Consider the following 14,621-nt stretch of genomic DNA (forward strand, 5'->3'; position numbering starts at 1 on the left):
ACTTATCTCTTGAGGTTGACGAGGACGTCCATGATGTCGGACCCCGTCTGGAACACCTTGGAATTGGCAGTGTAGCTGCGCTGCGATTCGATCATCTCGGTCAGTTCGCCGGCGAGGTCGACGTTCGAGCTTTCGATCGCACCCGACTGGATGGAGCCGAAGCCGTTGGTCTGCGCGAAGCCGGTGACCGTGACGCCGGAGGTGCCATTGGCACTGTAGACGTTGCCGCTCATGAGCGTCATGTTGTCGGGGCTCGCAACGGTTGCCAGCGGAATGCGGTAGAGCGGCTTGGACGTGCCGTCCGCATACTTCGCCGAGACGGTGCCGTCCTTGCCGATCGATACGCTGTCGACCGGGCTGGCTGCCTGGCCGTTCGGCGTGCCCTTGCCGGAGAACTCCGAAGCGAGCTGCGTGAAGCCGGAGAGATCCATCTGGATCTGACCTGTCGTCACCGGATCGTCGATGAGAAGCGAGTTGCCGGAAACAAGCTTGCCCTCGGCGTCGAATTCCATCGTGCCGCCACCGACGGCTGCCGTCGAATAGGGGAAGGACGTGGTGCTGCCCGTTGCGGCGTCCGCATGGCGGTAGACCGTGACGTCCCAGGTGCTCGCGGCGCCTGTAGCAGGCGGCGGGATGGTCGTGTCGGTCTTGGTGAAGTAGAAATCGTACTGAACGGTATTGCCGAGCTTGTCGTAGCCGACCATCGAGATCTGCTTGGTATCGGCCGTCATGGGCACAGCGTTGTCGGCCGGCAGGTTGCCCGTCGCGATTTCGGCGCCAGAATCCAGGTTACCGGCGAAAGTGCCGGCGGTCGAGGCGATCGCCGTCAGCCCGGACTGGGCGACGTTAACAGGGACCAGACCCGAGAAGCCGTTGACGACGACAGCCGGTGCGCCGGAATCGTAGGAATAGCCCATCAGCTTGAAGCCGGCAGAATTGACGAGGTTACCGTCGGGATCCTTCGTGAAGTCGCCTGCGCGGGTCAGAACTGGGACGCCATCAGGGCTCTGGACGATGAAGAAGCCGTCGCCGGAGATGGCGAGGTCGTAGCCCGACGTCGTGTAGGAGATATCGCCCTGTGCGGAGACAGACTGGCGAACCGACGTCTGGACGCCGCCGGAGTTGTAGTTGCCCGAGCTCGAAGGCAGGACAAGCGACGAGAAGGCGGTCGATACCGCCTTGTAACCCGACGTGTTTACGTTGGCGATGTTGTCGGCCACGGTGCTGAGGCGGTTCGCCTGTGCGTTCATGCCGGACACAGCCGTCTTCATGCTGCCGAAAATGCTCATCTGAAAACCTCGATTCCCTTAGTAGGCTTGAGAGTATCCGGTGGGCCTTGCGTGAAGCTGTCTGGCAATTGCGTGATCGGAGAAAGATCGAAGCCTAGACCGCCGCGCCCACCTAGGACGCCAAAAAACTATTCCCAATCAATGCAGTAGCCGAGGAAGCGCTTGGAATCGACCGGGTCGACGCCGAGCTTCTTGCGCAGCTTTTTGCGAAGCTTGGAAATGTGGCTTTCAACGACGTTTTCTTCGACTTCCTCGTCGAAAATCCCGTAGATGGCATTGAAGATCTGGGTCTTGGTGACGCGACGACCGCGGTTGGCAATCAAGTATTCGAGAATGCGGCGCTCGCGGCGCGGCAGTGCGAAGACTTCGCCGTGGATCTCGGGATCGCGGCCATCGGAGAAGACGCGGATGGCGCCGATGTCCGTGTGCGTGGAAATCGCCTTGAGGCGGCGGCGGATGGCCGCTGCACGTGCAAGAATTTCGCGCGGGTGAACCGGCTTGCGAACGACGTCGTCAACGCCGCAATCAAAAAGTGCAAGCGTGTTTTCGAGCGACGGCTGGTCGCTGACCGCGATGACGGGTGCCATCGAACGATCGCGAATGGCGCGCGGCAGCTCGAACGTCTGCTGGCCCTGGCCAATCAGAAACGCCTCGACCGCTGCGATATCTGAATCAGCAGCCGTCTGCACCCACTCTCCAAACTCGTTTGGATCAAAACCGGTCGAAGGAATACCTTCTCGACCAAAAAGGGAAGTGTAGCCATCCTTCACGAGCTCACGCTCATCAACCACTACGATCATTCGTCCGCCTCCGAATCACTTGTGGCACATCGATGACCTATGGGTACGAATCGCACGATTCTGGGACAAGCTGTAGGAACTCATGGGCGGAAATTAATAGTTGATTAAGAATTGCCCCCCGATTTGCTCTACATTTAGTGGGTAGGCAAAATTATGCACACAAAAGTTTCGTGGAAAAGTTAACATGTCCTAAATTGTGACTTGCCTTGCCACATTGGCCCGAATTCTTGCCATATTATGACACATTTCCGGTTTGTTCTTTTTTCGCTATCTTTAGGCGAGTTAGCCGCGGCAGAAATTGCTCGCATTGGGAGTCCATTTCCCATAGCCCGTGGCGACCAGATTGGCGATGACGCGGCAGACATATTGCTTCTGCGCGGGGTCATTATTGGGGCCGGCGTGGTAGCGGGCGACCGCCATGGTCCATGTCTCGTGGCGATCGTGCAGGTTCTTCAGAAACCGTGCGGCGTATTCCACGTTGGTTCGGGGATCGAACATCTCCTCCAGTGACCGAAAATTCTCCCCGTGGTAGAACTGGTTTATCTGCATGCAGCCGACGTCGATCAGCTTGGCGCCCGACCTGTGAGCCGTATCCACCTGCCTCAGCGCATCGCGCTCCGAAGGCGGGAAGAAGGGCTTGCCCTCTATGTTCAAGGCATAGGGGTAGAGCGAGCCCTTGCGGCCCGTTTCGGTCAATCCGACGGAATAGAGGATGCCCTCGGGGATACCGTATTTCAGCGCGGCCGACTGGATCTCCTGCTCGCAGGCACCATCGGACGCCCGCGCGTCAGAGGTATACGTCGCCAGTGCCGCTGCTGCCAGAGGAGCCAGAAGAAGCGCTCGTAGCGTCGCTCTCACCTGTAACATTGAAGCCTCCGGTACTGCGCTGCCCTGTTTGATTCTGACGCTCGCGCGCCTCGCCGCCCTGCCCCTGGGCGGAGCCCTGCTGCGAGCCGCTCTGTGCGTTCGCCTGGCTGCTGGTATCGGTGTTGGCGACCGGCGCCATGCTGACGCTCACGCCGTCGATGGCGTAACCCTGGCTGCGCAGCGACTCCAGCATCTTTGTGTGGTCTTCCCTCAGCTGCCTATAGGCGGCTGCGGTCTCGACCTTCAGATCGACGTTCAGAGTATCGCCCTGCAGCCTCAGCGTCGCGGTGACGAGGCCGAGGTCGATCGGGTTCATCTGAATCTTGAGCGTGTTGACGACCTTGCCGGTGCTGCTGAGTTCAGCGGCATTCGACAGGGACGACGAAGCCTGCATGGCGTGCGCCCATTCCTTGTCGCCAGCGATCGCCGCCGTGACGGCCGCGGAATTGGTGTTCTGCGCAAGGCCGATATAGCGACGCGAATCGAGGATCGTAACGGTCTCGACGTTCGCCTTTCCGCCAACGTCGGCTGCGTCCTTCTCGATGCCGAGATGCATGTCCATGGACGTGCCACGACTGTCTGCACGCGTCAGCCGGAAGGTCTGGCCAACCGTATCGCCGGCAGTGGTCGCACCAGGCATGTCCACGTCGGACGCGGCGTCGGTGGCCGAGGTCAAGGCGCTGGCGACATCGGCGACGGCGTCACCTTTGGTTTTCTGCTTGCCGGAAGACTTGTCCTTGACGTCAGTGGGCGCGGTATCATGCGCCTTCTGTCCGAACAATGCTGCAGCGGCCGCCGATGCGCTATCAACCGGCGCGTTTCCGAGCATGCTCAGGACGTCCGAGACAGCACTGTCATCGGCCGCTCCGGGCTTGGCCTCGGTCTTGACAGGTTTGCCTGTCTTGTCGTCCTTGGATGTCGGCGCGGCGATCTTGTCGGCAACGTCTTCGGCCGTACCATCGGCCTTTGTGTCGTCGATCTGCTTGCGCAGCGACTTGATATCGACCCGACCTGTCTTCTGAACGTCTTTGCCGGCATTGGCCGCCGTCGCATCGGCTTCCGCCTGCGCCAGTGCGGCCGAGTTGCCGAGATCGATCACAGCCTTCGGGTTCTGCCGGTGCGGCGCCGAGCCAACGGCGCCATTGCCTCCATCGGCAGTGCCGGTCGGCTGCTGACCATTGGTCTTGGCACCCGGATTGCGATCGGAATTGGCATTCGCCTTGTTCAGGACGTCCGAGAAGCCACCGTTACTGTCCGTGTCCGAACCTTTGCCGGCCGGCCGATTGGCCTTGGCGCCGGCGGCAGCATCTGCGGCTCCAGCCGGAACGCTGATATCCATCATATCAATTGCTTTCTTTGTTCAAAAGGCCGTCGATCTCATCCAACTGAGAGCGGCTTGAGGTCACAAATGAGCTGAATGCGGGGTCGGTGTTCTGTAGATCCGCTGACTGCGATCCGGCCGCCGGCACGGCGTCGGGAACCGCCCCCTCTCCGGCCGATCCTCCCCCGGCCGCCTGTTCAGAACTGGCTTCTTGACCATCTGGTGTATTAGCAGAGCCTTGCGTCAGGCTTGCAGCGTCTGGTTGTCGAAGCACCTGCTCGGCCACTGAGCGCGCAGCAGCGCGCAGGATCTGGTCGCGCGGCGAAAGCGCCTTGTCGGCGATCGTCGAAATATCGCGAGCGGCGGTATCGATCTTGTCGGTCGGGATCGCGGCCATGCCGCCGTAGAAATCAGCCAATGCGCCAAAGGCGTTATTATTATCGCCCGACAGGGTCTGGGCGTGGCCGGCCGCCATGCGGGCAAGTTCGCCCTTGCCGGCGATCGCGGCAGCGCGCGCAATGCGCAGGTAGATTTCCCGCTGGCGCGCATCATCCATGAAGGAGAGGATGCCGATGACGTCATCCGGCTTCACGTCATGATCGTGATCGACAAGCAGTTTCACAAAGAGATCGGCAAACTGGCTGGCATAGGGCGAGTGCAGGAAGCGGCGAACATAACGCTGCGAATATTGCAGTCCCTGATCGACCATCCCCTTATCGACGCAGATCGCAACCGAGCGGCGCAAGGCCGCTTCCTCGATGATCGTGCCCGGCGCATTGAGACGCGCGAGATCGTAGAGCTTGAGCGCCTCTTCCGGGCTCTTGGCGATCGTGACGTTACCGCCGACCAGCGCCAGATAGGGACCGATCTTCTTGTCCTTATACTCCTGCGCCATATCCACCAGCGTCTTGCCGACGAGGAGGCCCTTGCCGCTCAGATACTTGCGCAGGATGTCGGTCACGCGGTTATCGAAGTAACCATTGACATCGCGCGCCACCAGATATTCGAGCGTCTGCGGATTGCCGCCGCTCATGGCGTAGATCAATGCGGCATCGACATTGCGGTCATCATCGAAAACGGTCGGGTCGACGGCGCGCAGGCGCTTGTCGATGGTACCGAGCATGAAGCGCTGCATCTCACTGGCCGAATGGTCGCCTAGCACGACAGAGTCCTGCACGAACTGCAGCGAGCGCAGCATCTTGTATGGCACAGTGTCGCCGCTGTCGTCCGTCGTCGGGACGACGGGTAATGCCTCGGCAGGTGCCGCCGCGTCGCCGTGTCCGGTAGACGATGTCTGCGCTTCCGTGGGTGCCGGCGTCTCCGCATGCGCTGCCGGCGGCTCTGCGGGTGTTTCGCCATGCCCGACCGCTGGTGTTTCGGCTGGTGCCTGGGCATGTCCGGCCGGCGCCTCGGCGTGGGCGGCGGGCGTTGCCGCTTCTTCCGCGCGCACGACGCCGGTCGCCGTCAGCGCAAGGCTGAAAGCGAGGGGCAGGAGATGCCTGTGCTGCCGGCGCTTCATCGATTATCCCTGATCGGCTTGGAGAAGAATTTCGATACGGCGGTTGGACGCGTCATACGGATCTGCAGTGTCCTTGAGCTTGCGGTCGGCAAAGCCCGAGACCTGGGAGACACGCTTCTCGTCGAGCCCGCCACGCACCACCATGTAATAGGCGGCCTGGGCGCGATCCATCGAAAGGCGCCAGTTCTCGTTCTCGCCCTTGTACTGGCGGCCGTCGGTATGGCCGCGAATGGCCACGACACCATTCTTCTCCTTCAGCACTTCGCCGATCTTCTGCATGGCAAGGACCATCTCCTTGCGCGGAACGGCGGAGCCGACGTTGAACATGGAATCGTCGCTCTGGTCGGAAATGCTGACCAGGAGGCCGCCTTCGGCCGGGGTCACAGTCAGACCCTCGGCGAGCTTGCCGGCGATACCGCCGATCTGCTGGGCGATCTGCTGCTGAAGATCCTTGGCTTCCTGCTGCTGCTCGACGGCCTTTTGCTCAGCGGTCTGCGTTTCAGGCGCTATGCCATCCTTGTCGGCGGTCTTGTCCTTCGTCTTGTCGGTAGTCTTGTCTGCCGTTTCAGGGTTCTGGGCGTCAGCGGCCTTGGCTGCGGCCTGCTCGGCCTTCGCATCCTCGGCCTTGGCGAGCTCGATCGCCTGCTTTGCCGGATCGTCGGCTTGCGTCTTGTCGGCGCGCGTCACCTCGATCTGCTTCGTCCAGAAGTCCGGATCGAACGGGTCGCGGTAGGCTTCACCGCCGTCGGCGCCGGTTGCGGGGCCTGAATCGGCCGCACCGCCCTCGCCCTTGGCGCTGACGTTAGCCTGCTGTCCGACCTCCTGGGCGATTTCGGCGAGAACCGAATAGGGGTTCTCGAAGAAGTCCGCTTCGGAATAGTTCTTCTGGTCGCCCGAGGTCGAGGTCTGGTCTTCACCGCTGGCCGCTGCCGCGCCCTGGTTCGGCTGATCCTCTTTTTCCTTCGACTTGTCGGCCTTCTCCTGCCCGTCGGCCTGGTCGACCGGCTTCTTCAAGCCCTTCTCGGTCGGCTTTTCGTCAGAGAGCTTGATCGGGTTGAAATAGGTGGCGACGGAGGCCTTGGTTTCCTCGTTGGCGGCATTGACCAGCCACATGACGAGGAAGAAGGCCATCAACGCTGTCATGAAGTCGGCATAGGCGATTTTCCAGGCGCCACCATGGGCGCCATCGTGATCGCCACCACCATGTCGCTTGATGATGATGACCTCGTTCTTGCCGTGATGGTGATTTTCGCTGTCGCTCATTCCAGGACTTTCTTGACGCTCGCCGCCCAGGCAGACATGCGGGTTACGAGTACCGAGTCATCAAACTCGGCGATCAGGTCGATATCGTCGTTCTCGTGGTGGCGCAGCAGGTCTGCCTTCTCGCCGAGTTCGTTCTTCAGGATATTGAAAAGCCTTTCCGGGCCTTTGACCGTGATCGTGCCGGTCTCGCCGTCCAGAACGGCATCGCGAAGCTGCGCCGCCAGTTCGACAGCGGCCTTTTCAGCCAGAGCCTCGGTCAAGACGGGAGCCAGCGTGCGGGCGACCGTGGCACTGACAAGATCGGCAAGCTCGGTGGAGATCGCCTTGACCTTCGCAGCGACGAGCTCGGCGATCTCTGTCTCGTACTTGTTGCGAAGCTCTTCGATCTCGCGCTGATGAACAAGCGCAACCGTCTGTGCCTCGGCCTCGAATTTCTCGGTGAGTTCCGCGGTCGCCCTGGCCTCGCCAACCGCGTTGGCGTCGCGGCGTTCCGCCTCAATGTCGATGACTGGCTCGGAGACGATGTCGTCGAAACCGCCGAAATCTTCAGAAAACGGCGTATCGACCACTGGTGGGGCGGCGACGGCGGGTTCGCCGAAGTCTTTCAGACGGGACAGTAGCGCGCTCACTCAACCCACCTCGTATCAGCAGAAGCCTGCGACATGCCGCGCCTCACATTGCACCAAACAAATCTTTCGCGCGGTTTTCACCACGCCTGTTGTCCCTGACCCTAGGAGGCCAAACTTGTGCGAAGATGAAGGGCGCCGTCGCGCGGCGCGCAACCGTGATCCGCGATTACTGCAGCAGAACGAGAACCTTGCTGGCAACAGTGTTGAGGATGGAAACCGCCTGCACGCCCATCTTCTGCTGCGTCTGCAGCGCCGTCTGACGCACCGACGCCTCATCCATATCGGTATCGACAAGCGCACCGACATTCTTGTCGATGATGTCGGCCATGTTGGCGGTGTAGTCGATGCGGTCGTTGATGCGGGCGCTCATGGTGCCGAGGCCAGCGGCGGTCGTGGTGAGCGTCGAGAGAAGATTATCGACAACAGACATCATGTCATCGACCTGCTCGGTCGTGGTGTTGTTGTCGAGCTTGATCTCGTCGCCGTCGGCGCCGGTCACCGATCCGGCATTGAGCAGATAGTAGTTGCGCGGCGCCGTCGAGCCGGTGTTGTTCAAGGTGCTGGCGTCCACGGACTTGGTGAGCAGGCCGCGATTGGCGTTGCTGGTGTCGATCATGACGGTCTGGTCAGCGGGGAATGTGATGTTCTGCGGCTGATATTCACCGGAGGGCGCCCGGGTGAAGCCACCGATGACCGAGCGCGAGGTGGTCAGCGTAGGATCCTGGTTGAACAGCCAGTTTTCGCCGGCAATGCTCGTCGACTGAACTGTCGTCTTCATCTGCTGCTTGAGCTGCTCGATCGTGGTATTGAGCTTTTCCTTGTCGACGCCGTCTTCCTTGGCGCTAACGAGCGTTGCGCGGATGCTGGTCAGCTGATCGATCAGGCTGTCCATCGCGGTGTAGGCGGTGTCGACCTTCGAGGCACCGACACCGAGCGCATCGTGGATGTTGGTCATGGAGCTGCCGTCGGAGCGCAGAACGCTCGCAAAGGACCAATAAGTCGCATCATCCGCAGCCGTTTCCACGCGCATGCCCGATGATACCTGCTGCTGGGTCGTCGCTGCTTCCTTATTGATGATCCGCAATGCGGCGAGAGCGTTTACCTGTGCGGAGCTGGTGATTCGATAGGTCATTTTGGGAGCTCTATGGTAGAGGAGAGGATAGACCGGACCGCCGGCAGCGACAGGTGTGGCGTCATGCCGCCAACCGGATTTCCCGATCGGCTCGTCGCTAAACAAATCAATTCTGAAGAGAAGTTAACCAAGGCATACAGCCAGCGCAAGTAGCCGACAAACGGTCTCGCAAGCCTCGCGCAACCTTGATTCTCTTTTCAAAAACAAAGAGAAAGCCGCGTCTTTCGAGACGGCTTTCAATGTTCTGACGATTGTCTTTGTGGCGTTGGCGACGCCGATGAACCAGCTTAGTTCTGGAACAGGGTGAGGACGTTCTGAGCGCTCGAGTTGGCGATGGAGAGCGACTGGATTGCCAGCTGCTGCTGGGTCTGGAGCGCGGTCAGCTTGCTCGATTCCTCTTCCATGTCGGCATCGACGAGGCGGCCGACGCCTGAATCGATCGAATCGCTGAGATTGGAAACGAAGCTGTCCTGGAGGTCGATGCGGGTCGAAATCGAGCCCAGCTGCGACGCGGCCTTGGTGAGCGCGCTGAGGCCGGTTTCCACATTGCCGAGCGTGGTGTTGAGGTCGGCCACGCTGAGCTGCGAGATATCCATGTTGTAGATGGAGCCGTAGGTGCCGTATTCCGAGCCAATGACGCCGGTCGAGGTGTCGATCTCGCCGGTTGGCTGCATGCCGAAGAGCACGTTGCCATCAGGATTGTCGTCAAGGGTGTAGTCGGTCGTCTGGACAGAGACCTCGCCGTTGGCGCCGCGGACGAAGGAGGAGACGACGCTCTTCGTGCCGTTGCCGGCGACCCAGTTCTCGCCCGAGAACGATGCCGACTGCGCAACGCTGAGGAGCTGCTGCTGGAGCTGCCCGATCTCATCCTGGATCTTGGTCTTGTCGACACCGTTTTCGGTGGCGGCGACGACCTTGGCCTTGATTTCGCTGACGATGTTGATGGCGTTGTCCATCGCGGCATAGGCCGTGTCGACCTTGGCAGCACCGAGACCGAGTGCGTCGGAGACAGCCGAGAGAGCCTTGTTGTCCGAGCGCATCGTCGTCGCGATCGACCAGTAGGCCGCGTTGTCCTTGGCTTCGGCAACACGATATCCCGAAGACACGTTGCCCTGTGTCGTCTCGAGATTGGTGTTGATGCCGCGGAGTGTCTGAAGCGCGGACATCGCCGCAACGTTGGTCAAAATGCTTGTCATGAAAAGAGCGCCCCTTGTTGGCAAACTTTTAAAAGGGACATCCCGGTCTACCGCCGGGAACGGTTCATCAGCCTCATGCCTGCTAACCGCTTCTTAAGCTTGGTTAACATACCGTTTAATGATGGCCACAAGACATGAGTTTGGTTAACAAAAAGTTAACGACAACAAAAAAGCCGCGCTCCGGAGAGCGCGGCCTTCGAAAACCATCCACCGAAGCGGAGGCGTATCCTTACGCGGGCGCCCGGAGGCGCCGGCGATCTTAGCGGAACAGCGAGAGGATGTTCTGCGAAGAGGAGTTGGCGATCGACAGCGACTGAACAGCGAGCTGCTGCTGGGTCTGGAGTGCCGAAAGCTTGCTGGACTCTTCTTCCATGTCCGCATCGACCAGACGGCCAACGCCGGAGTCGATCGAGTCGCTGAGCTTGGAAACGAAGTCCGTCTGCAGGTCGATACCCTTCTGCAGCGAGCCGAGCTTGGAGCCGAGCGAGGTCATGCTCTTCAGAGCGCTTTCCGCGTCGGTGATCAGTTCATCGATCGCACCCTTGGTGTCGGTCGAGGTGATCGAGAACTCGGAGATCGAGTCGGTGATGAGCGTGCCGGAGCCTTGGCGATCCAGGATACCGGTCTGGTCGTCGCTGAAGAGCAGATCGTCGGCAAGAGCGGAATAGCCCGAGGTGCTGACGCTGACGCCGCCTGCAGTACGGATGAAGGAGGAGACGACCGACATGGTCTGGCCAACTGCGCTGGAGACCCAGTTTTCACCGTTGAACGAAGCCGAAGCGGAGATGCTTTTCAGCTGCTGCTGAAGCTGCTTGATTTCGTCGTTGATCTTGCCCTTGTCGACGCCGTCTTCGGTCGCAGCAACGAGCTTGGCCTTGATTTCGGATACGACGTCGATCGAGCTCTGGACGGCGGTGTAGGCGGTATCGACCTTGGCGGCGCCCATGCCCAATGCGTCGGAAACGGCCGAGAGAGCGCCGTTGTCGGACTTCATGGTCGTTGCGATCGACCAGTAAGCAGCATTGTCAGCTGCCTTGCCGACGCGGAGACCAGACGACACAGCGCTCTGGGTGTCCGAGAGGTTGTTGTTCACGCTGCGCAGCGTCTGAAGAGCTGCCATTGCGGAATTGTTCGTGAGAATGCTGGTCATTTAAAAAGCCCCTTATCGGCAATTTTTCGTACGAAGGGACATTCCGGACTATTACCGGAAACGGCGGTCAGCGTCATGCCTGTTGACCGTGCATTTGCTGATCAACTCACCGTTTCGATGAGCCCATATGACCGCAACATGGTTAAGAAACACTAAACTCGTCGGGAAGAAATTTAAGAAATACCCGACACTTAGCAGAAACCACGGGGGCAATAAAAAAATGCGGCCGGGAAAGCCCGGCCGCACTGATGTCAGATTTCTTGCGTTTTCCGCTATTAACGGAAGAGCGACAGGATGTTCTGCGAAGAGGAGTTAGCGATCGACAGCGACTGGATCGCCAGCTGCTGCTGGGTCTGCAGTGCCGAAAGCTTGCTGGACTCTTCTTCCATGTCTGCATCGACCAGACGGCCAACGCCGGAGTCGATCGAGTCGCTGAGCTTCGAAACGAAGTCGCTCTGCAGGTCGATGCCCTTCTGGAGCGAACCGAGCTTGGAGCCGAGCGAGGTCATGCCCTTCAGGGCAGTTTCCGCGTCGGTGATCAGGCTGTCGATGTCGCCCTTGGTGTTGGACGAGCTGATCGAGAATTCAGAGATCGAGGCGCTGACCGTGCCGCTGCCGTCACGATCGAGGATACCAGCGCCGCCAGCGAACAGCAGGTCGTCTGCCGTCGAGGTGTAGCCGGCCGTCGATACGCTGACGCCGCCTGCGGTGCGGATGAAGGACGAAACGACCGACATGGTCTTGCCAGCGCCGGAGCTGGAAACCCAGTTTTCACCGTTGAACGAAGCCGAAGCGGAAATGCTCGTCAGCTGCTGCTGGAGCTGCTTGATTTCGTCGTTGATCTTGCCCTTGTCGACGCCGTCTTCCGTTGCGGCAACAAGCTTGGCCTTGATTTCGGTTACGACGTCGATCGAGCTCTGAACGGCGGTGTAAGCCGTGTCGATCTTTGCTGCACCCATGCCGAGTGCGTCGGAAACAGCCGAAAGAGCGCCGTTGTCAGACTTCATGGTCGTTGCGATCGACCAGTAAGCAGCGTTGTCAGAAGCCTTGCCAACGCGAAGACCGGACGACACAGCGCTCTGCGTGGACGAAAGGTTGTTGTTGACGTTACGCAGCGTCTGAAGAGCTGCCATTGCGGAGTTGTTGGTGTTAATGCTTGTCATGGATCCGTCCCCGAAATTCGATACCAATGGAGGACATTACCGGACTTATGTACCGGCAATGACGGTTCGGCTTCATGCCACTTGGTCATTCTGCATTGGGACCAAACCCGTCATGTCGAGGATGACTTTCGCAGCAAAACCTTGCGGACTAATTAATGACCCTCTCCCGTTTCTCAAACGAATACAAATGGTTAACTAGTCGTTAAAGGAGAGCTTAAACAGGCGAACGTCATTTTCGACCTCAGTGGAGACGGTTACTGTTTCCTGCCTCAGGCAAGGTTCACGTGTCATTCTGCGCCATAATGGCCTCATTGGGTCCGTGGCGAACATACCCGCGGGACCCGATGTTTGCCGCGTAAAGAACTGAACGAGGTTTGACCGTGAATCGTGTGGTTTCGTTTTCCGCAGCGTCAAAAGACTATCAAAGCGGGCGCTATACCAAGTCGTTGGAGACGCTGAATGCGTTGCTCGAGACACAGCAGGACGCGAAGACCTACGCCTTGCTGGCCCGTACCCTGTCGCAGCTGGGAATGAAGGCCGATGCGGCGATGGCATTTGCCGTGGCCGGCGAGAAGGCGGGACAAAGCGGATCGGAATTTTCCCGCAAGGCAGCGCTGCTTTATTTCGAGGTGGGCAATCACGACGAGGCAATCAGGCTCGGCCTGCGGCACATGCTGAACCACAGTCTCGATGCCGAGCTGGCTTACGCGCTGGCCTCCATCTACAAGAAACGCGGACAAGACGAGCTGCTCAGCCCTTTCGTCAAGGTGCTCGCCGAAAGCAGCAACAGCGATCACACGCTGCTTGCGATCCGATTGCTCAAGAACGACCCGAGCGACGAAACCCAGGCACTCCTGATCCGCAACCTGTTCAAGCGCTTCCCCAAGCTGGTGCCGCTGCGTTTCCTCTATCTGATGTTCGCCCGGCATGTCAGCGATCTCACCAGCATCAAGCTGCACAAGCAGATCATCGACGAGTTGATCGCCAATGGCCAGACCGCGTTCCTGCACCATGAGAGCGAATTTTATAATCTCCAGTGGTGTGGCGACGAAGCGCTGAATCGCCTGACCTCGAGCATGAACAATGCCGTGACCGTCGAGCAGACAAACGCACGACGGACGCGACCGCATCAGTGGGCGGACAAGATTCGGGTCGGCTATCTCTCCAACGACCTCTTCGAGCAGCACGCGACCATGAAGCTGATGGGCCGTGTTCTGGAGCTCCACGACAGGGAGCGTTTCGAGATCACGCTCTATTGCCATTCGCGCGCTTCGAACCTCGAGCACAACACCTTCGACCGAAGCCTCTGGGGTCGGGTCGTCGAGGTGGGTGATCTATCCGACGCGGCGATGGCCGAGCGGATGCGGGCCGATGGGATCGATATTCTCGTTGATCTCAAGGGCCCGACATTCGAAACGCGCTATCACGTTCTGAACAAGGGCCCCGCGCCGATCCAGATTTCCTGGCTCGGCTTTCCGGGCAGCGCGACGAACACCGATGTCGACTACATTATCGGCGACCGGTTCGTTCTGCCCGATTCCTCGCGCCCGCATTATCACGAAAAATTCATCCGTTTGCCGGACACCTACCAGCCGAACGATCCCTTCCACCGGCCGACGCCCGGCTTCGTGGATCGCGGTGAATTCGGCCTGCCCGACGACAAATTCGTTTTCGCATCGTTCAATGCCAGCCGTAAGATCACGCCGGAGACGGTCGACGTCTGGTGCAACGTGCTTCGCCGCGCGCCGAACAGCGTACTGTGGATGATGGCGGTCTCGAAGCAGACGGAGGCCAATCTCCGCGAATATTTCAAAAGCCGGGGAATTCCCGCCAAGCGTCTCGTCTTCTGCGGGCATGCGGATTATCGCAGCCATATCGACAGGCAGCAGGCGGCCGATCTTGCGCTCGACACCTGGCCGTACAACGGCCACACCACGACGTCGGAGCAGCTCTGGGGTGGCTTGCCTGTGCTGACGCTGAAGGGCACCAACTTCGCCTCGCGCGTGACCGAGAGCCTGCTGAATGCGATCGGGCTGCCCGAGCTGGTAGCCGACGATGCGCAGGCCTACGAAGACATGGCTGTTGCTCTCTACGAGAATCCGGAGCGGATCGCCGCGTTCAAGCAAACGATCGACGACAACAAGATGATCAAGCCGCTGTTCGACGCGGAACGCTTCTGCCGGCACCTCGAGACAGCCTACGAGATGGCAGTCGAGCGCGCCAAGCAGGGGCTGGGGCCTGACCATCTCGACGTGCCCGCCCTGCCCGTCAGAACCTCACCGTTCTGACTTG

General features: G+C 59.8%; 12 protein-coding genes. 1 reads left to right on the forward strand and 11 read right to left on the reverse strand.

What is annotated here, in order from left to right; genetic code table 11:
• Window positions 1–2: 2 nt before the first annotated feature.
• The 11 genes from B3605_RS09205 to B3605_RS09255 form a co-directional block, all read right to left on the reverse strand.
• Complete coding sequence (locus tag B3605_RS09205; protein ID WP_112942761.1) at window positions 3–1,289, reverse strand: flagellar hook protein FlgE; 1,287 nt, start codon at window positions 1,287–1,289, stop codon at window positions 3–5.
• A 128-nt stretch (window positions 1,290–1,417) separates the two neighbouring features.
• Window positions 1,418–2,089, reverse strand: a complete 672-nt coding sequence (gene rem, locus B3605_RS09210; protein WP_018898445.1) for a transcriptional activator Rem — start codon at window positions 2,087–2,089, stop codon at window positions 1,418–1,420.
• Between the two features lie 282 nt (window positions 2,090–2,371).
• The gene (locus B3605_RS09215) at window positions 2,372–2,956 is read right to left on the reverse strand and encodes a lytic transglycosylase domain-containing protein (protein WP_047507442.1); all 585 of its coding nucleotides are present in this window, start codon (window positions 2,954–2,956) and stop codon (window positions 2,372–2,374) included.
• Complete coding sequence (locus B3605_RS09220) at window positions 2,877–4,298, reverse strand: flagellar hook-length control protein FliK (RefSeq protein ID WP_112942762.1); 1,422 nt, start codon at window positions 4,296–4,298, stop codon at window positions 2,877–2,879. Before B3605_RS09220 ends, B3605_RS09215 begins: the two co-directional genes overlap by 80 nt.
• 1 nt (window position 4,299) lies before the next feature.
• The gene (gene motC, locus B3605_RS09225; protein ID WP_112942763.1) at window positions 4,300–5,796 is read right to left on the reverse strand and encodes a chemotaxis protein MotC; all 1,497 of its coding nucleotides are present in this window, start codon (window positions 5,794–5,796) and stop codon (window positions 4,300–4,302) included.
• Window positions 5,797–5,799: 3 nt separating this feature from the next.
• Window positions 5,800–7,059: a MotB family protein gene (locus B3605_RS09230; protein WP_296433550.1), complete on the reverse strand. Its 1,260-nt coding sequence runs from the start codon at window positions 7,057–7,059 to the stop codon at window positions 5,800–5,802.
• Entirely contained in the window at window positions 7,056–7,688 is a 633-nt protein-coding gene (locus B3605_RS09235) for a hypothetical protein (RefSeq protein WP_112942765.1), read from the reverse strand. The genes B3605_RS09230 and B3605_RS09235 overlap by 4 nt, the downstream gene beginning before the upstream one ends.
• A 166-nt stretch (window positions 7,689–7,854) precedes the next feature.
• A complete protein-coding gene (locus B3605_RS09240; protein ID WP_112942766.1) occupies window positions 7,855–8,820 on the reverse strand; it encodes a flagellin in 966 nt (321 codons plus the stop codon).
• A gap of 287 nt (window positions 8,821–9,107) precedes the next feature.
• On the reverse strand, window positions 9,108–10,016 hold the full coding sequence (locus B3605_RS09245) for a flagellin (RefSeq protein WP_112942767.1): 909 nt from the start codon (window positions 10,014–10,016) through the stop codon (window positions 9,108–9,110).
• A gap of 259 nt (window positions 10,017–10,275) precedes the next feature.
• Entirely contained in the window at window positions 10,276–11,166 is an 891-nt protein-coding gene (locus B3605_RS09250; protein ID WP_112942768.1) for a flagellin, read from the reverse strand.
• 275 nt (window positions 11,167–11,441) lie between these two features.
• Window positions 11,442–12,329 (reverse strand): flagellin, encoded by an 888-nt coding sequence (locus tag B3605_RS09255; protein ID WP_112942769.1) that lies wholly within the window; start codon window positions 12,327–12,329, stop codon window positions 11,442–11,444.
• Window positions 12,330–12,709: 380 nt separating this feature from the next.
• On the opposite strand from B3605_RS09255, the gene B3605_RS09260 reads away from it, so the two are divergent.
• Complete coding sequence (locus B3605_RS09260) at window positions 12,710–14,617, forward strand: glycosyl transferase (protein ID WP_112942869.1); 1,908 nt, start codon at window positions 12,710–12,712, stop codon at window positions 14,615–14,617.
• Window positions 14,618–14,621: the final 4 nt, after the last annotated feature.

It is taken from the genome of Rhizobium sp. UBA1881 (genome assembly GCF_002338015.1).
In the GTDB taxonomy this organism is placed as follows: domain Bacteria; phylum Pseudomonadota; class Alphaproteobacteria; order Rhizobiales; family Rhizobiaceae; genus Rhizobium.